The following is an 18,999-nucleotide window of genomic DNA, read 5'->3' on the forward strand; positions in this document are numbered from 1 at the left end:
AAATCTTATTTAGTGTCTAACCAGTCGACGTTGTGCATCTTACGTACAACAACAAATTCGTCGCGGTTACAACCGACAGTACCGTAGTAGTTAAAGCCATAGGCTTGTTGGGCATAGCCACCAATCATATGGGTAGGTTTCATCACGGCGCGGGTGACTGAGTTGTGGATCCCGCCACGGGTGCCGGTCATTTCTGAACCTGGTACGTTTACGATACGTTCTTGGGCGTGGTACATCATGCTCATGCCTTCGGGGACTCGCTGGGAGACCACGGCGCGGCAAGCAATCGCCCCGTTAACGTTGAAGACTTCAATCCAGTCGTTATCTTCGATACCGGCAATTTTGGCGTCGGTTTCACTCATCCAGACGATAGGGCCACCGCGGGACAGGGTCAGCATCAACAGGTTGTCCGAATAGGTGCTGTGGATACCCCATTTTTGGTGTGGCGTGATCCAGTTGAGGACGATTTCTTTATTGCCGTTAGGCTTTTTGTTTAGTACTGGAGCAACGGTTTTTAAGTTGATCGGCGGCTTATAGGTACAGAGCTGCTCACCAAAATCACGCATCCATTGGTGATCTTGATAAAACTGCTGGCGGCCAGTAATAGTGCGCCAAGGGATTTGCTCATGTACGTTGGTGTAGCCCGCGTTATAGGACACATGCTCATCCTCTAGGCCAGACCAAGTAGGCGAGGAGATGATTTTCCGTGGTTGGGCAACAATGTCGCGCCAACGAATTTTCTCTTCTTCCTTAGGCTTGGCTAAGTGGGTGTGATCTAAACCGGTAAATTCACCTAGGGCTTCCCAGGCCTTCACTGCAACATGGCCGTTGGTTTCTGGGGCGAGTGCGAGGATCATTTCACAGGCATCAATGGCGGTATCTAACTTAGCTAAACCTTTATTAACGCCTTCATCCGTATGGGTATAATTGAGTTGACGTAGGAGTTTGACTTCATCCTTAGTATCCCAACTAATGCCTTTTCCGCCGTTACCTATGTTTTCCAGTAGTGGTCCTATGGAGGTAAAACGGGCATAGGTATTGGGATAATCACGCTCAACCATAGTCAAGTGCGGCATGGTTTTGCCCGGAACAGGTTCACATTCACCTTTCCACCAGGCTTTCACATCGTAGGGTTGTGCCAGTTCACCTGGGGTATCGTGGTGCATTGGAATGGTGACAAGATCTTGCTCTACACCTAAGTGGCCTTTACAGGCCTTAGAAAATGCCTTGGCAATACCCTTGAAGATGTCCCAATCCGAGCGAGCTTCCCACACAGGGTCAATAGCGGCCGAAAGAGGGTGAATAAAGGGATGCATATCCGAGGTATTCATATCATCTTTTTCGTACCAAGTTGCGGTTGGTAAGACAATATCTGAATATAAACAAGTCGTTGACATACGGAAATCTAAGGTTACCCACAGATCAACCTTGCCTTCAGCCCCTTGTTCTTTCCATTCAACGTCTTCAGGCTTATTACCGCCAAAATCCCCCAGATCTTTACCGAGTAAACCATGCTTAGTGCCGAGGAAATGGCGCAGCATATATTCATGGCCTTTGCCGGAGGAGCCCAGCAGGTTAGAGCGCCAAATGAACATATTGCGTGGGAAGTTTTTCGGATCGTCGGGTTGCTCACAGGCAAATTTCAGATCGCCCGTTTTAAGCTGGGATACGACATATTGTTCAACCGTCTGGTTTGCCGCTTTTGCGCTGGCAGTTAGGTGCAGTGGGTTAGTCCCTAACTGTGGCGCAGAAGGTAACCAGCCCATGCGCTCGGCGCGGCTGTTGAAATCGATAATGCTACCAGTCCAGTTTTCTTTAGGCGCGAGTGGCGAAATGATTTCAGACATATTCAATTTTTCGTAGCGCCACTGGCTAGAGTGGTTGTAGAAAAACGAAGTGCCGTTCATATGGCGAGGAGGACGTTGCCAATCGAGAGCAAAGGCCAGTGGTGTCCAACCCGTTTGTGGGCGAAGTTTTTCTTGGCCGACATAATGGGCCCAACCGCCGCCGGATTGACCGACACAGCCACACATCATCAGCATGTTGATCAGGCCGCGGTAGTTCATGTCCATGTGGTACCAGTGGTTAAGCGCGGCACCCACGATAACCATTGAACGTCCCTGCGTTTTATCGGCATTTCGAGCAAACTCAGTAGCGACACGGATCACATCGGCACGTTTCACGCCTGTGATTACTTCCTGCCACGCGGGAGTGTAGGGCACATTGTCATCGTATGAGCTGGCGCGCTGGTCATCACCAATACCGTTATCTACGCCATAGTGGGCCAACATAAGATCATATACTGTGGCCACTTTGGCTTGGCTGCCATTCGCCAGTTGTACCGTTTTAACGGGCACTTTGCGTAACTGGATGTCGCTGTGTTCAGTGTGTTGGAAATATTGATACTCGTGGGGCGCGCCGCCGAAGTAGGGGAAGGCAACTTGAGCAAATTCATCGCTTTGATCCTTAAGGGTCAATAGCACATCAATATCGCCATGGCGATCTTTCTGCTCTAAATTCCATTTGCCTTTTTCGCCCCAGCGATAGCCGATAGAACCATTAGGGCTGGTCATTTTTCCCTGGCTATCAATTGCAATAGTTTTCCAATCAGGATTGTTTGTTTCGCCAAGATTATCAACAAGATCGGCGGCTCGCAGGAAGCGGCCACTGGTGAGGTGCCCATTGCTTTCTTCAAGCATGACCAAGATGGGCATATCGGTGTAATGTTTAACGTAATCAGTGAAATAGGTGCTTGGGTTATTCACATGAAATTCTTGCAAAATCACATGGCCAAATGCCATCGCCAGCGCGGCATCTGTGCCTTGGCGTGGTGCTAGCCAAGTATCACCGAACTTAGAGGCTTCGGAATAATCCGAGGTGATAACGCAGGTTTTGGTGCCCTTGTAACGCACTTCACTCAGAAAGTGAGCATCGGGGGTACGGGTTTGAGGCACGTTTGAGCCCCAAACTATGATGTAGTTGGAGTTATACCAGTCGGCGGATTCTGGAACGTCAGTCTGCTCGCCCCAAACCTGCGGTGATGCTGGGGGTAAATCGCAATACCAATCATAGAAACTGAGGCAGTTCGCGCCGATTAAGGACAGGTAACGAGCACCCGCAGCATAGGACACCATAGACATCGCCGGAATGGGCGAGAAGCCTGCGATACGATCCGGACCATAGGCCTTAGTGGTGTACACGTTAGAGGCGGCAATGATCTCATTGACTTCATCCCAACTGGCACGAATAAATCCCCCTAAACCGCGGCGCTCTTTGTAGCTTTTTGCCTTAACTGGGTCATTAACAATCGAAGCCCAAGCATCGACGGGATCGGCATAGCGCTGCTTTGCCTCCCGCCAAAGTTTCATCAGTTGTTGGCGGATTTTTGGGTATTTCAGTCGGTTAGCGCTATAAATGTACCAAGAATAACTCGCGCCTCTTGGGCAGCCACGGGGCTCATGGTTGGGTAAATCGGGACGGGTGCGGGGGTAATCGGTTTGTTGGGTTTCCCAGGTGACTAAGCCATTTTTGACATAGATTTTCCAGCTACAGGAACCAGTACAGTTAACGCCGTGGGTGGATCTCACAATTTTATCGTGCTGCCAGCGTTGTCGGTAACCCTGCTCCCAAGTTCTGTCTTGCTCAGTCGTAACGCCATGGCCGTTGGCAAACGGTTCCTGACGGGTCTTAAAAAAACGCAATTTATCGAGTAAGTGACTCATTTTATTAATAAACTCCTGATGCGATACTGCTCTCAACAGAGAATGCTAATTGACGCAAAAGCAATACTCGTTGCCTGACTCTATGGATAGATTTGGTGTTGGTTAGAAACCATTTCTAATTGTTTAATTTTTGTGTTTTTTATGGATGATTTTGGTTGGATTTGTGCGCAAAGTCTGACGCTAGTCACATGGCTGAATGTTGATCGCGATCAATAAATAATTGTTTTTGTGAAGAATATCCCTTTGTGAGTACCTAGGGGTTGCGCCATATCCATAGCGCAATTTCAGTGACTTAGAAGGCTTGGATATCGGTACTTGTATAGATATTAATCATGGCCTTAATCGGTTGCTGGGTAGGGCGTGAGCGAGGTGGCTTTGTGTGAATGCCGTTTGTGGATCGAGATCACGCTTATAGGCAAATACCTACTTAGAGGAAGAGGCTTTTCACCTAAAGTCTCCTATGATGATAAAAGCTAAAACAATGTGACAAAAATGTGTTTGATTTTGTGCTTCAAAATTGGCTCGTGTTACATCGATTTTAAGGGGGATTTACGGTGGAACGAGACAGTTAAGTGGATCGCAGCCGCGTGGATAACAGCATGTTTATGCAGAAATTTGGGAGAGATTATGACAACTCAAACCAGTGATGAAGCAAGTGATAGTAAGCGCTTAGAATTAAAAATTTTCCTCTTTTTAACCGTGCTATTAGCACCGATATTGTCCGTATTACTGGTCAGTGGCCTAGGTTTTGCGATTTGGTTCAGCCAAATTCTTACTGGCCCACCGGGTGCTGGCTAAGCTAAAAACAACAATAACAACAATGCAATAGAGTGGAATGTCGGATGAGCAAAGAACTTCATATCACCAGTTTAGTGGTGCAAGTATTGCCGCAGAAAATGGCAGACGTTAGGCAACACATAATGACGATTGAAAACGCCGAACTTTCCGTAAATAACGATGTGAAATTGGTCGTTGTACTTGAAGGCGATTCCCAACGCGCCTTGATGGACGGCATAGAAAAGATCAATGCCATTCCTGGCGTCCTATCCGCCACTATGGTTTACCACCAGAGTGAAACGCTCGAAGAGGGTGAAGAATGAACATGAACAGACGCGATTTTATTAAAGCCAACGCGGTGATCGCCGCGGCCGGTGCCGCAGGCTTAGCCTTGCCCGCGGGCGCAAGCAACTTAATTACCAGCTCAGAACAAACTAAACTCGAATGGAACAAAGCGCCTTGCCGTTTCTGCGGCACGGGTTGTTCCGTGATTGTCGCCACCCGCGATGGCAAAGTCGTGGCCACCCACGGCGATGCCAACAGTGAAGTCAACCGTGGCTTGAACTGTATCAAGGGTTATTTCCTGTCGAAAATCATGTACGGCAGCGATCGTCTGACTACGCCTATGCTGCGAATGACCGATGGCAAATACGATAAGCACGGCGAATTCTCACCTATCAGTTGGGACAGCGCCTTTGACATCATGGCGCAAAAGTGGAAAGAAACCATCAAAGCCAAGGGACCAACCGCAGTCGGCATGTTCGGCTCGGGCCAGTGGACAGTATGGGAGGGTTACGCCGCCGTTAAGTTGATGAAAGCGGGCTTTGGCTCGAACAATATCGATCCTAATGCGCGCCACTGCATGGCGTCGGCTGTGGTCGGTTTTATGCGTACCTTCGGTATCGATGAGCCTATGGGTTGCTATGACGATATGGAAGCGGCCGATGCATTCGTGCTGTGGGGCTCGAATATGGCCGAAATGCACCCTATCCTCTGGAGCCGAGTGACAGATCGTCGTTTGAGTGCACCCCATGTGAAAGTGGCTGTGTTGTCCACCTTCGAACATAGATCCTTCGATTTAGCCGATTTGCCGATCGTGTTCACCCCGCAAACCGACTTAGCCGTGTTGAACTTTATCGCTAACTATATTATTCAGAACGATAAAGTGAATTGGGACTTCGTTAAAAAGCACGTTAACTTCCGCCAGGGCACGACAGACATAGGCTACGGTTTACGTCCAACCCATCCGCTTGAACAGAAAGCCAAAAACGTCAAAACGGCGGGGGATTCAACCCCAATTGATTTTGATACATTCAAGGCGTTTGTGGCCGATTATACGGTTGAAAAAGTCAGTAAACTGTCCGGTGTTCCAGAGGATAAGTTAATCGAACTGGCGAAGCTCTATGCCGATCCAAATACGAAAGTCACTTCGTTCTGGACCATGGGCTTTAACCAACATACCCGCGGTGTATGGTGTAACAACCTGATTTATAACATCCACTTACTGACGGGTAAAATTTCTACCCCGGGTAACAGCCCATTCTCATTGACGGGTCAACCGTCAGCCTGTGGTACGGCCCGTGAAGTGGGCACTTTCTCCCATCGTTTACCCGCCGATATGGTGGTCACTAACCCTGAGCACAGAAAACACGCCGAACACATTTGGAAGATCCCTAGCGGTATCATTCCACCTAAACCCGGTTACCACGCCGTCGAGCAAAACCGCCGCTTAAAAGATGGCGACTTGAACTGTTATTGGGTGCAAGTGAATAACAATATGCAGGCCGGTCCTAATATCAATGAAGAAGGGCTACCAGGCTATCGCAACCCAGCCAACTTTATTGTGGTATCGGATGCCTATCCAACGGTCACTACCCAGGCGGCGGATCTGATCCTGCCAACGGCGATGTGGGTCGAGAAAGAGGGCGCCTATGGTAATGCCGAGCGTCGTACCCAGTTCTGGCACCAAATGGTGCAGGCACCGGGTGAGTCCCATTCGGATCTGTGGCAATTGATGGAATTTTCCAAGCGTTTTACCACGGACGAAGTCTGGCCGAAGGACGTGCTTGCCGCTAACCCTGAGTTTAAGGGTAAAACCCTGTTCGAAGTGCTGTATCAAAACGGCAATGTTGACAAGTTCCCACTGACGGATACCGATCCTAAGTATCTGAACAACGAAGCGAAACACTTTGGTTTTTATGTTCAGAAGGGTTTATTCGAAGAATACGCCACCTTTGGCCGTGGCCATGGTCACGACTTAGCGCCCTTTGAGGCTTACCACGAAGCCCATGGATTACGTTGGCCCGTGGTCGATGGTAAAGAAACTAAGTGGCGTTTCCGCGAGGGAGCCGATCCCTATGTTAAAGCGGGTAAAGGCTTTGAGTTTTATGGACATGCCGATGGCCGCGCGGTGATTTTTGCGCTGCCCTATGAGCCAACCGCCGAGTCTCCGGATGAAGAATATGATATTTGGTTATCCACGGGTCGTGTGCTTGAGCACTGGCATTCGGGTTCTATGACCCAACGTGTGCCCGAGCTTTACCGCGCCTTCCCGGATGCCGTGTGTTTTATGCACCCAGAGGATGCCAAAAAACGTGGCCTTCGCCGTGGCGATGAAGTGCGAGTGGTGTCACGCCGTGGGGAGATCAAGACGCGAGTCGAAACCCGTGGCCGTAATAAACCGCCCGTTGGCCTGGTGTTTGTACCTTGGTTTGATGCTAGCCAGCTCATTAATAAAGTCACCTTAGATGCGACAGATCCCTTGTCAAAACAAACTGACTTTAAGAAATGTGCGGTGAAGATCGTCAAGGTATAAGGAGTACAGGATGAAAACATTCAAATTAGTCTCAACATTGGGCTTACTCGCACAGGGCTTAGTCTTTATTGGCAGCGTCTCGGCAGCCAGTGTTCCCGATGAGAAAATCGATACCCTGCGTCAGGCGCCGATCGATGTCGAGCTTACGCCACCGGCGATGCAAACGGTACGCAACACAGATGTTAAAGAAGTGCGTAATTACCCGATGCAGCCGCCAGTGATCCCCCATAAAATTGATGGTTATCAATTGGATCTTAAAGTGAATAAATGTATGGCCTGCCATGCGAGAAGCCGCACCGGTGACTCCCAAGCGCCTATGGTCAGCGTGACACACTATATGGATCGGGATAATAACTTTTTAGCCGAGCTTTCTCCGCGTCGTTATTTCTGTACTCAATGCCATGTGCCGCAGTTAGATGCCAAACTCCTAGTCGAAAACAACTTTGTGGATATGGAACATCTTATTAAAGCCAACACTGAGCAGAAAAAACACTAGGAGTCAGCATGTTAGATAAACTGAAAAAAATCTGGCAAGTACTCAATCGCCCGAGTGTGCACTACAGTCTAGGTTTTTTAACCTTAGGTGGTTTCGTGGCGGGGGTGATTTTTTGGGGGGGCTTTAACACCGCGCTTGAAGCCACTAACCAAGAAGCTTTCTGTATCGGTTGCCACGAAATGGAAAATAACGTCTACCAAGAGTTACAGACGACTATCCATTTCACTAACCGCAGTGGTGTGCGTGCGACTTGTCCCGATTGCCATGTGCCACACAATTGGACCGATAAGATCGCCCGCAAGATGCAGGCATCCAAGGAAGTGTGGGGCAAAGTGTTTGGTACTATTAATACCCGTGAGAAGTTTGAAAGCAAACGTCGTGAACTGGCGGAGCACGAGTGGGAAAGGTTAAAGGCAAACGACTCTTTAGAGTGTCGAAACTGCCATAACTTTACCTATATGGACTTTACTCGCCAATCACCTCGGGCGGCGCAGATGCACTCCACCTCGCTGGCGAGCGGAGAAAAAACCTGTATCGACTGCCATAAGGGCATTGCCCACCACCTCCCTGATATGAAAGGGGTGGAAGGCTTCTAACCTTGCCATATTGATCATCGCCCTAAGGCCAAGTGCATTCCACACTTGGCCTTTTTATTGGGTCACGGTTATCAAAGGACTTAACACTTTGTTGATCCCATCGAGCTTTCTCCCCTTAGGTTCCTGTTAGCATTCATCATTATCAATTCCAGTTTTGTCCGTGAGTAATCCATGCAACTCGATATTAACGGTTTAACCCCCGCAGCGTTCTTAGCCCAGTATTGGCAGAAAAAGCCACTGGTGATCCGTCAAGGATTTAAGCATTTTCAAGATTTAGTGTCCCCGGAAGAATTAGCGGGCTTAGCAATGGATGAGTTAGTCGAATCGCGGCGAGTTTACCAGCAGGCGGGGCAATGGCATGCGGAGTTTGGCCCCTTTGACTCCTATGACAAACTCGGTGAGCGGGATTGGACTCTAATAGTGCAAGCGCTGAATAACTGGCTACCCGATGCCGAAGCATTAATACAATGCTTTGATTTTATTCCCCGTTGGCGCTTCGATGATGTGATGGTCAGCTACGCGACTCCAGGCGGTGGTGTCGGGCCGCATATCGATCTCTACGATGTATTTATCTGTCAGGGTTCAGGGCGCCGCCGCTGGCGAGTGGGGGAGCGTGGCCCGCACCGTGAGTTTGCCGCCCATCCTGCGCTACTGCACACCGAAGCCTTTGAACCTATTATCGATACCGAGTTATTGCCCGGCGATATCCTTTATATTCCCCCTGGGTTTCCCCACGATGGGATAACACTCGAAGAATCATTAAGTTTTTCGGTGGGTTATCGTACGGCTTCGGCAAAGGATATGGTCAGTGCATTAGCGGATCATTTATCTGAACATGATTTAGGTGCCCAGCAGATTGAAGATCCCGACCGCCAGCTTTCCAGCCGCAGTGGTTGTGTCGACAAGGCCGATCTTGCGCGTTTACGGACACAACTCACCCAAGTATTAAATGATGACTTGGTCAGTGAGTTTTCCGGTCGCTACTTAACCCAGTCAAAATGTGCCTTAGATTTACCCGATGAGCCGCTGGATATCACCTTGGATGAGGTACTCGCTTGGCTAGACGAGCAGCCACTTATTCGCCTTGGCGGTTTACGTTGCCTGTATTTTGAGATAAGCCTTGAGCGGGGCATAGTGTTTATCAATGGTGAACGCTACCAACTGCCCGCTGAATTGGCTGACGTCATCCCGCTACTTTGTGATGGCAATCTGTTAAGTAAGGCGGCGCTGGCACCTTGGTTAAACAATGCCGAATTTCGGGCACAACTGACTGAATGGGTGAATTTAGGCTACTGGTATTTTGACGATTTGAGTGACGGAGAGGATGAATAGCCTGATCCAACAATAGACCCAAGAATAGACCCAAGAATAGATAAGGGCGCAAATATGTGCGCCCTTTAAAACGGTTTATGCTTCCCCGACGGAGAATTAAAGCTGTACCGTAAAGATCACATCCTTGCCGGCGGTCACGCTTCCCTGGGCTTTATCTAGGTATTTTACGTCTTCCATATTGGCGAGCACTACGGGTGTGAGCAAGCTATCTACTTGATCTTTTAGATAATCAATATCGAATGACAGGATAGGATCGCCCACTTTGACCTGCTGACCTTCCTCGGCCAAACGCTTAAATCCCTTGCCCCTGAGTTCGACTGTGCCGACACCAAAGTGGACGAACAATTCTAAACCTTGGGGCGATTCGATGCTAAACGCATGGTTTGTTTCGAAAATTTTACCAATAGTGCCATCAATGGGAGCGAGGATCAGTTCACCCTTAGGTGCGATGGCTATGCCGTCACCGACAATTTTTTCGGCAAAAACCACGTCGGGGACTTTTTCAATCGCCACTATATCGCCACTCACGGGGGCATAGACCATGATGCCGCCGGCCAAATGGGCCTGTCCCGATACCAATCGCCTTATTCGGCTTAGAAATCCCATGATGTTGAGCCCCTTTTGCTTGTTTTTGTCATTGTTCTTTTGGTTTGTGAAGCAGCATAACGAATAAATTTCAATATTTATAGCTTGTTATACACTGCTGTAGGCTTGCAATGCGATCTTGTTGCAGCGCGGTGTGCGCCAGTTCTGAAAATTGTTCAAAATGACCTTGGCAAATGGCGGCTTTCACTTCTAGCAGTGAGTTTAAATTGACACTGAGTTCATCGAGCCCCATGCCGAGTAACAGCGGGATCATCATGGGCGAGCTACCCAGTTCACCGCAAAGGGAGACTTTTACACCCGCTTGCTTAGCTTGGCTAATGGTCATCTTGATTAAGGTTAAAATGGCGGGTGAGAGCGAAGGATAGTCCCGGGTGAGTTGTGGATTAGTGCGATCCGCCGCCATGGCGTATTGGGTTAAGTCATTGGTGCCAATACTGACAAAATCGAGTCTAGGTAACATGGAGGCTAGATTGAGTACGGCCGCGGGTGTCTCAACGACGATACCGTAACTTAGCTCGCCGTAGCCTTTTTCTTCCTCCTCGAGGGCATCCTGGCATTCGGCGATAAGCTGAAAAATCTGATCGAGTTCTTCAACCTGGTTCACCATAGGAAACATCAACCGGATAGGGCCGTGGTTGGCGGCGCGCAGAATCGCGCGGATCTGGGTTTTAAATAGCTCTGGGTGGGCTAAGGTGTAACGCACGCCACGCAGACCTAAGGCCGGATTATCTTCAATCTCCTGGCACAGGCAGGGTAGTTCTTTGTCTGCACCTATATCTAATGTCCTGATGGTAAAGGTTTTTCCGCCTAAGGCATGCAAGGCTTCACAATAGAGGCTGTATTGGGCTTTTTCATCGGGTAGGGTGCTGACGTTCATCAACATAAACTCGGTACGAAATAAGCCAATACCGTCGGCGCCGACATCACTCACATGGGTGATATCGTTTAGGTTGCCAACATTGGCGAGAAGTCCAATTTGATGGCCATCAAGGGTCTTAGCGGGGCCATCCCGATAGGCCTGCAATGCGGCGCGTCTTGCCTGCTCATGGTGCAGGGTGACAGTTAAGCGTGCCTGTTGCTCGGGATTGGGGTTAACACATAGTTCGCCGTTGAGCGCATCGAGCACTAATGGCGTGCCATTGGGGATAAACTCGGCATCAAACTGACAGCTTAAAATCGCCGGAATACCTGCTGCCCGCGCCAAAATGGCCGTGTGACTGGTTAAGCCGCCGGTTTTAAGGACGATACCGCTAATATGTTCCTTAGGTAATAGGGCAAATTCGGCGGGAGTGAGGTCCTGTGCCAGCAGAATCGTCGGTGCGGTGAGTTTTTCAAGCCCTTGATCTAACCTGCCATTAATGGCGGCGACGAGGCGTTGCCCTAGGCAGCGTACATCCTGTGCGCGGTTGGCAAGGTAAGGATCGTCCAATGATTCTAACTCGTTGGCTTGGTGCGCAAAAATACGTTCTACCGCGACACTTGCCGATAACTGCAGGGTCCGGATTGCCTCTTTGACTTGATCGTGGAGTTCTTCATCCTGCAGCAGTAATAAATCGGCCTCGATCAGTTGAAAATTTTCACATTCACTTTCGAGTTTGGCTTGGCTGTGGCTGAGTTGCTGTTGAAGTGCCTGTAATGCTTTGACAAATTTGCTTTGTTGTTGCGGGATCCGTGAAAGGGGAATAGGGCGATAATCGAGGTGATTTTCGGTGTGGTTAAGGTGCAGTGCCTGTCCAAAGGCAATCCCCGATGACACTATGATCCCCGTAATCGACATATTTATTCCTACAATCGAGTCTTAGCTGCCAGTAAAAGCAAAGTTTAACTTAAGGTAATTAAGAGTGCTGATACTTTTTCAACGGCTTCCTGTGCCTGCTCGCCATCGGCAAACACTCTCACAGTAACCCCCTGGTACAAACCTAAGGTTTGTAATTTAAACAAGCTCTTAGCACTGGCTTGTTTACCGTTGCATTCCACTAATACATCGCAATCAAAGGTCTTAGCTTCTTTAACTAAGAGTGCCGCGGGGCGGGTATGGATACCATGTTTTGCGGTGATAGTGACAGATTTTTCGTACATATTGGATAGACTCTTATGGGCGTGTTACGGCGCTGCTTCTGGCTCGATAATTTGGTAGCCCTGTTTTTTTAAGGCGGCAATCGCACTGGTTAAGCGATTCTTTTTCACGAGAATATAATCGGTATCGAAGGTCGAAAGCGCAAAAATACTGATTTGTACGTCCGCTAGGGTGCCTGAAACTTTAGACAGAATGCCAGTCATTGAAAATCCCAAGGGCCCTAAAACCTCTAAACAGCACCAGTTTGGCTCCTGTTCGAGACTGTCGAGTTCAATGTCGCTGGAAATCACTAAGGTTAGGCCTTCCTCCGTCTTGCCGATAAAATACACCTCCTCTGCAAATACCTCACTGGGTAATTGGGCATTAGGGCTAAAGCTATGGATAGTGTATTGCCGCGTGTGGACGGCTAAGGTCATGCGCATTGATGTTTCCTCAATCGGCACTGCAAGTTAGGCAGCCTAGTTTGAATGGGTTACAGCATACCTTATAACATAAATGCCAAGATAGGCAGACGTGCGCCACAGTGTAAACTAAAAGAAGGCGTCCTTAAACGCCTCCTTTTGCTGCATAGCTGTGTATTGAGTACTGCGGTTTAGATTTTGAATTGGCCTAAGGTATGCGACATATCTTGGCTAATATCTTTGAGCGATTGGGCGGCGCGGCTATTGCCTTCGTTCGCCGTGACGGACACTTCGGTTAACTCCGAGATATTACAGATGTTGCGATTGATTTCCTCGGTCACAAGGGACTGCTCTTCGGTCGCACTCGCAAGCTGGGTGTTCATGTCGCTGATATGGGCAATAAGTTGCAAAATCGCCGCCATGGCTTTACCGGCTTCACGGGCCTGGGCCTGGAGTTCGTCGGATTGATGCTGGGTTTGACTATTACTCTTCATCACTGAGCCGACACCAGTTTGGATTTCGGTGATGATTTTTTGAATTTCGTTGGTCGAGTCCTGGGTGCGATTGGCCAGTGCGCGCACTTCATCGGCGACAACCGCAAATCCTCGACCATGGCTGCCCGCCCTTGCGGCCTCAATGGCAGCATTGAGTGCTAACAGGTTAGTCTGCTCTGCAATACCACGGATCACATCGAGAATGCTGCCAATTTGCTCAGATGCAACCCCCAGTTTTTGGGTGATGGCCTCAGAGGCTTTAAGTTCAATGGCGAGTTTTTCAGTGTTGCGCACAGTGTTATCGATAACCACTTGGCTTTGCTCGGCTTGATCTTTAACGCTGGTGGCGGCATCTGCGGCTTGCTGCGTATTGCTTGCCATCTCATGGGTAGTCGAGAGCATTTGGTTGACCGCAGTGGCAACGCTACCTGTTTCACGGTGAATATGCTCAGCGCTCTGGTTCGAGGCTTCAACGGCGAGCATAAGCTGTTTGGCGTCGTTATCGAGGGATTGGCCTAGTGGTTGTAGGTGGCCCACCATATCGCCAATTTTCTGTGCGAAAAGATTGTAGGCGAGGGCAAGGTGAGCAATTTCATCTTTACCTTGGGTGCTTAAGCGTTGGCTTAAATCGCCTTCACCTTGGGCGATATCCTCTAGTGCGTCGATGGCAGCATTAAGGGGCGAGGTAATTGAGTGATTCAGTACAAGGAAAAATGCAAAAATAGGCACTGAGATCAAAAACATAATAATTAGATAATCAATGATCACCGCCGTTAAGCTTTGCTTAACATCACTCAAATACGCCCCTGTGATAATAGTCCAGCCCCACTGTGGATAATAATGGGCGGTGGCCAGCTTATCCTCAACGACCTTAGTGATAGGGTTAGCGATGGGATATTCTAAGGAGGTTTTTGACTGACTGCGGGCTAAGGACAACATAGTCGCTAACGGATTCGTGCCATTGGGTAAGCGATAATTGAGCGCCGATGTTCCGATAAGCTCGCGGTTTTCACCATGGGCAAGTATTTGATTGGTATCATCAATCACAATAAAGTAACCGGCACCAGCATAGCGGGTTTGATTGATAAGCTCAGCGGCGGCCTTTTTGGCCTCCTCCTCGGTGGTTTTACCCTTAAGTGCATCCTGACGGTATACATCAACAATACTTAAGATGCTGCCTAATTGACCATCAATTTGCAGCCATTTTTGATCGATTAAATTACTGTACTGTTCTTTAATCGAGAAACTCGCAAAACACACAGTGCCAATGGCTGCCATGACTAACATCATCATCAGCCGTTGCAGTATGGTAAATCGACGCAAAAATGTGATCATTTGGGTTCCTTAGACGAGCAAGATATTGCGCCACAATATACCTGCGAATGTTTTTTAAGAGAATCGCGTATGTTCAAATTTCGTGTAAAGCTGTTAGGAATATTAGTGTTTTTTGATCTTAAGCAGGATATTGATAAGGCGAGGGTGATGGAATTGATTGCAAAGTCACCTCCCTTGTTAATAAGTGAGCGATAACCGACCCTTTGTTGTTTGGTGAATGATTAAATATCAATAGGTTATGCTATTGTTAAGTAGAAGTTCGAGCAAAATCCAGCTAATCAATTGTTTTAGTTTTGATTTTTTAGGTATTTACGCGCAAGATTAATTTACTGTTTAGTTTGAGAATCGATTATGACTACAAATACAATTGTCACTTCGGATGATATTTTACTGAAGTTATGCCACTCGGTAGCCCATGTGCTATCCCATACCAGCGCTAGCCATGTGAGCCATGCGGGTATGGTACAAAGCATCACGCGTACCCGCCTTAAACCCGATCTTGGCTGCTTTTCTATTTTTGATGGTGGATTTTCGGGCCTAGTCGTTATCAACTTTTCCGCCTCCGCCGCGATTGAAATTTACCGCCGTTATATGCTGAACATGGGCATGCCGGAAGCAGAATTGGCGTTTTCCCACACCTCCGATGAAGTCGGCAACGTGATGGGAGAGTTGATGAACCAGATCCTCGGTGATTTTATTAATAAAATCTCTAAGGAATTGCAGACGTCAATCAGCCAAAGTCAGCCAAAAATGTTAACTATTAACAAAGAGTTGACCATTTCAATCGATGCCAATCTCGACGATCCTGTGGCGAGGCGAGTGTCTTTTAAAACCGAGAATAACCATATTTTTTACCTCGAATTCGCCATGGATAAAACTGAATTTATTAAGTTAGATGAGTTTGAATACGATGAAGAATTCGACCCAGATAGCCTGTTGGAACAACACGGCCAAAATGGGAATCATACCGCCACATCAAACACAGTTTCACCCTGGACTAAGATGGCCGATAAGCCCACAATCGCCAGTCAATTACATGATGTTGACGCCGATGATCTGCTCGATCAGTTGGGCATTTAAGCAGATAAGTGCTTGTAAGACGAATGTTAAACCATTCGTCTATACAAGTTGATTGAACTGTTTTAGTATCGTCGCAAAATAATAACTAAGGTTAAAAACCCTCTATGGCATCGAAAGCGACCTCGATCGATATTGCTTATCGTGCTGGTGTATCCCAGTCAACGGTTTCCCGTGCCCTGAGAAACAGCCCGTTAGTCAATTTAGAGACTCGTCAGCGAATTCAAGCAATTGCGAAGGAGTTGAACTACAAAGTCGATAAAAATGCCAGTAATCTTCGCACCCAAAACAGCCATACATTGGCGCTGCTATTATGTGAAGATCCCACCAATGATGACTCGTTAATTAACCCATTCTTTCTGTCGATGTTGGGATCGATCACCCGGGCAACTGCACAGCAAGGCTATGATTTGCTTGTTTCTTTTCAGCAATTATCCAGCGATTGGCACGCCGACTACGAGGACAGTAACAAGGCCGATGGTATTATTCTGCTCGGCTATGGCGACTATATGGATTACGAGCAAAAGCTCGAGCGGTTATTGGCCCAAAACACCCATTTTGTGATTTGGGGAGCTGAGCACAACAATAAGTCTGTATTGTCAATCGGTTGCGATAATCATCAGGGTGGTCTAATCGCAACAGAGCATTTGATTTCCCTCGGGCGTAAAGCATTTGCCTTTTTAGGGGATGCGTCGAGCCACAGTCCCGAGTTTAGGGATAGATACCTTGGACACGTTAAAGCCTTACAAATGGCGAATATTCCCGTTGATAGCAATAAACAAGTGTCGGCCATCAGCACGGAAAGCTCGGGTTATGATGCGGCGATATCATTGTTGGAACGGGGAGCAACATTTGATGCGATTTTTGCCGCCAGCGATTTAATTGCCATCGGCGCCATTCGGGCGCTTAAAGAAAAGGGCATAGCGGTACCGGAACAGGTTGCCGTGGTCGGCTATGACGATATTCCCGTTGCCAGCTTTGCTAACCCACCACTGACGACCATTAAACAAAATACCCAGTTAGCCGGCGAAATTTTAGTGGAGAGCGTGCTTAAGCTGATCCGCGGTATCGAAGTCAGCCCACAACTTATTCCAACCACATTAGTGGTCCGTAGCTCCTGCGGCATAGACAGTACGCCAATAGAGGCACTATAAATCTATTTTTAATCAAATTTGCTAGATTATTAATTAGGCTGATATTTATACATTTCATACAGAAGGCGGGTATATTTTTATATCAAACATTTAAGTGTCAATGTATTGGTGAGCAGAACTTGATTTTACAGTGATATTTTAATTCGGAGAAATTTGGTTTTAATTTTATTTAGGGAGATAAGTGTTGAGTAAAGGATTATTTGTGTTAAATAGATTTTTTATGGTGGTAAGTCTTTTTATCTTAGGCTCTTGTGCTTTTAACTCAGCACCCACTTCACACCAAGAGAAGAATGAAGTGTATTTGTCTGATGGAAGAATTATCTATTTAGGTGAAATTACCCATGAAAAGAATGAGCAAGTATTTTCACTTTTTAAGTTGAACGATAATGTAACACTACTCGAAATAAGCTCTGTAGGTGGGGATGTATTAGATGGTATGGAATTAGGCTCTTGGGTAAAAGATCGAAACTTAGACGTGCAAGTCGGTATGGTATGTGCGTCGTCCTGTGCAAACTATGTATTTTTAGCTGGTAATAATAAATATCTACAGGAAAAATCAATATTAGTATGGCATGGAAGCTCATATCAACCTGACATCGATATATTAGTTAAATCCGGACATGAGTTTACCAATCTTTGGCGTGAACAAGAGAAGGCCTTTTTTAAACGTGTAGGTGTTAATTATCACATTACCACCTGTGGGATTGCACAGGTTCCAACTGGGTTGTCTATTTTGCATTTCCTAAATATTACTAATATCAAGGGATTTGACTATTCAATAGAAGATATGGAACGGTTTGGCGTAAAAGGAATTACCTTTGTTGATAGTAACTGGTTAGGTTCTCCAAATTTAGATTTGCAAGGAGTATTTAGGGCTAGCTATTGTGAATAAGATGGAAAGCCTGAACGTTCCATCTTAATTACACAGACCTTTATATCCGAATGAATTTTCCCTTTATTTCTCCACAACGGAGCCCGGACTTTTATTAACGGGCTTATTTCCCATATTGACGCAAAAACTTGGGTACATCCGCTTTTGCCTTTTTCGCTAGGGTTTGAAATAGGCTAAATGGCGGGGCGGAAATAGCGTAGTCACGTTGCAAGTCATCGAGCATGGTGAGCCACAGATGCCCGGTCATCTGCGCATCGGCTAAGGCGCGGTGAAAGGTGCCGTCGCTGGGGATTTGCTTATAGCGAACTAAGGTGGCAAGTTGATGGTTGGCGGCTAAGGGGTATAAACGCCTCGCCACCAGCAAAGAGCAACCAAATTGCCCCGCATATTGATGGCCTATATGGGCAAATTCGGCATCGAGAAAGCGTTGGTCAAATGCCGCGTTATGGGCGACTAGATGGTGATTGCCGATAAAGTCAGCAAAACGGGCCATCACTTCGTGATTGGGCGCCGCATGCTTAAGCATCTGATTGCTGATCCCCGTGTAGTCCTCAATAAAGGCGCTGATCTTAAATCCTGGGTTCATCAACTCTGAAAATCGATCGGTTATCACACCTTGTTCTATGAGTACTGCGCCGATTTCGATGGCGCGATCCCCTTGATTGGGAGACAGGCCAGAGGTTTCAAAGTCGAGCACGACTAAGGTATTTGCGGGACTAAATGTGGGTTTTTTAGGCATAAATCTGTCTTAGGTTCGCTATTTTACTCAAGAGTTTGGCCCTTTAATGGGCCAAGGTGGGTGCTAAGTTGTCTGCACTTATCGGGGCTTAAATATCATAATGCAGATCCATACTTATTCTAAGCCCTAAGTTATAGGCATGATTTTGATGTAAATATTCCATCAATTCAGTATCCAGAAGCTGCGCTAGGGTGATGGGTCTTGCCTCCCAACGCGGCGCATGGCCCGCATCGTTACAGTATGTAAGGTATAAGCGCCGCTGACTTTGGTTGATACCAAAATAGGTCATATTGCAGCGTTCGGCGATGGAGAGATAGGGCTCAAAATCGAGGGCATAGACCTGCATCGCATCGAATGCTGACCAGGGAATATACCGGGTCTTATCATAGTATTCTGCGGGCAAAATCGCCTCGGGCGCTATAGCATCAAACAGGGCGGTAACCTGCTGTAAATTTTGAAGTTTAATTATGCCGTTATTGTTCAATG

At 47.5% G+C, this 18,999-nt stretch carries 17 protein-coding genes; 9 read left to right on the plus strand and 8 right to left on the minus strand.

Annotated features, from left to right (window positions below):
* Nucleotides 1-5: 5 nt before the first annotated feature.
* On the minus strand, nucleotides 6-3,722 hold the full coding sequence (locus JFT56_RS09190; protein WP_198783318.1) for a nitrate reductase subunit alpha: 3,717 nt from the start codon (nucleotides 3,720-3,722) through the stop codon (nucleotides 6-8).
* 627 nt (nucleotides 3,723-4,349) lie between these two features.
* Between JFT56_RS09190 and JFT56_RS09195 the strand changes: the two genes are divergently transcribed.
* From JFT56_RS09195 to JFT56_RS09220, 6 genes are all read left to right on the plus strand, one after another.
* Nucleotides 4,350-4,520, plus strand: a complete 171-nt coding sequence (locus JFT56_RS09195) for a periplasmic nitrate reductase, NapE protein (RefSeq protein ID WP_198783319.1) — start codon at nucleotides 4,350-4,352, stop codon at nucleotides 4,518-4,520.
* A 44-nt stretch (nucleotides 4,521-4,564) separates the two neighbouring features.
* Nucleotides 4,565-4,822 carry a chaperone NapD gene (locus tag JFT56_RS09200; RefSeq protein ID WP_007648114.1) on the plus strand — a complete coding sequence of 86 codons (258 nt, stop codon included), beginning with the start codon at nucleotides 4,565-4,567 and terminating at the stop codon, nucleotides 4,820-4,822.
* 2 nt (nucleotides 4,823-4,824) lie between these two features.
* Entirely contained in the window at nucleotides 4,825-7,314 is a 2,490-nt protein-coding gene (napA, locus tag JFT56_RS09205; RefSeq protein ID WP_198783320.1) for a nitrate reductase catalytic subunit NapA, read from the plus strand.
* A 10-nt stretch (nucleotides 7,315-7,324) separates the two neighbouring features.
* Nucleotides 7,325-7,810, plus strand: a complete 486-nt coding sequence (locus JFT56_RS09210; protein WP_198783321.1) for a nitrate reductase cytochrome c-type subunit — start codon at nucleotides 7,325-7,327, stop codon at nucleotides 7,808-7,810.
* Nucleotides 7,811-7,818: 8 nt separating this feature from the next.
* Complete coding sequence (locus tag JFT56_RS09215) at nucleotides 7,819-8,406, plus strand: cytochrome c3 family protein (protein ID WP_198783322.1); 588 nt, start codon at nucleotides 7,819-7,821, stop codon at nucleotides 8,404-8,406.
* A gap of 171 nt (nucleotides 8,407-8,577) precedes the next feature.
* Entirely contained in the window at nucleotides 8,578-9,738 is a 1,161-nt protein-coding gene (locus tag JFT56_RS09220; protein WP_198783323.1) for a cupin domain-containing protein, read from the plus strand.
* Between the two features lie 96 nt (nucleotides 9,739-9,834).
* Here JFT56_RS09220 and crr read toward each other — a convergent pair whose 3' ends face one another.
* From crr to JFT56_RS09245, 5 genes are all read right to left on the minus strand, one after another.
* The gene (gene crr, locus JFT56_RS09225; RefSeq protein ID WP_198783324.1) at nucleotides 9,835-10,344 is read right to left on the minus strand and encodes a PTS glucose transporter subunit IIA; all 510 of its coding nucleotides are present in this window, start codon (nucleotides 10,342-10,344) and stop codon (nucleotides 9,835-9,837) included.
* 70 nt (nucleotides 10,345-10,414) lie between these two features.
* Entirely contained in the window at nucleotides 10,415-12,121 is a 1,707-nt protein-coding gene (gene ptsP / locus JFT56_RS09230) for a phosphoenolpyruvate--protein phosphotransferase (RefSeq protein ID WP_198783325.1), read from the minus strand.
* 44 nt (nucleotides 12,122-12,165) lie between these two features.
* Nucleotides 12,166-12,423, minus strand: a complete 258-nt coding sequence (locus JFT56_RS09235) for an HPr family phosphocarrier protein (RefSeq protein ID WP_198783326.1) — start codon at nucleotides 12,421-12,423, stop codon at nucleotides 12,166-12,168.
* 24 nt (nucleotides 12,424-12,447) lie between these two features.
* A complete protein-coding gene (locus JFT56_RS09240) occupies nucleotides 12,448-12,843 on the minus strand; it encodes an ACT domain-containing protein (protein WP_198783327.1) in 396 nt (131 codons plus the stop codon).
* Nucleotides 12,844-13,013: 170 nt separating this feature from the next.
* Nucleotides 13,014-14,651 (minus strand): methyl-accepting chemotaxis protein, encoded by a 1,638-nt coding sequence (locus tag JFT56_RS09245; RefSeq protein WP_198783328.1) that lies wholly within the window; start codon nucleotides 14,649-14,651, stop codon nucleotides 13,014-13,016.
* A 351-nt stretch (nucleotides 14,652-15,002) separates the two neighbouring features.
* Between JFT56_RS09245 and JFT56_RS09250 the strand changes: the two genes are divergently transcribed.
* From JFT56_RS09250 to JFT56_RS09260, 3 genes are all read left to right on the plus strand, one after another.
* On the plus strand, nucleotides 15,003-15,731 hold the full coding sequence (locus tag JFT56_RS09250) for a DUF3334 family protein (protein ID WP_198783329.1): 729 nt from the start codon (nucleotides 15,003-15,005) through the stop codon (nucleotides 15,729-15,731).
* A gap of 104 nt (nucleotides 15,732-15,835) precedes the next feature.
* Entirely contained in the window at nucleotides 15,836-16,882 is a 1,047-nt protein-coding gene (locus JFT56_RS09255) for a LacI family DNA-binding transcriptional regulator (RefSeq protein WP_198783330.1), read from the plus strand.
* Between the two features lie 184 nt (nucleotides 16,883-17,066).
* The gene (locus tag JFT56_RS09260; RefSeq protein ID WP_198783331.1) at nucleotides 17,067-17,774 is read left to right on the plus strand and encodes a hypothetical protein; all 708 of its coding nucleotides are present in this window, start codon (nucleotides 17,067-17,069) and stop codon (nucleotides 17,772-17,774) included.
* 103 nt (nucleotides 17,775-17,877) lie between these two features.
* Here JFT56_RS09260 and JFT56_RS09265 read toward each other — a convergent pair whose 3' ends face one another.
* Both JFT56_RS09265 and JFT56_RS09270 read right to left on the minus strand, forming a co-directional pair.
* Nucleotides 17,878-18,513: a PolC-type DNA polymerase III gene (locus JFT56_RS09265; protein WP_198783332.1), complete on the minus strand. Its 636-nt coding sequence runs from the start codon at nucleotides 18,511-18,513 to the stop codon at nucleotides 17,878-17,880.
* An 88-nt stretch (nucleotides 18,514-18,601) separates the two neighbouring features.
* Nucleotides 18,602-18,997 (minus strand): hypothetical protein, encoded by a 396-nt coding sequence (locus JFT56_RS09270; RefSeq protein ID WP_198783333.1) that lies wholly within the window; start codon nucleotides 18,995-18,997, stop codon nucleotides 18,602-18,604.
* Between the last annotated feature and the right edge of the window lie 2 nt (nucleotides 18,998-18,999).

The organism is Shewanella putrefaciens (assembly GCF_016406305.1).
Classification (GTDB): domain Bacteria; phylum Pseudomonadota; class Gammaproteobacteria; order Enterobacterales; family Shewanellaceae; genus Shewanella; species Shewanella putrefaciens_C.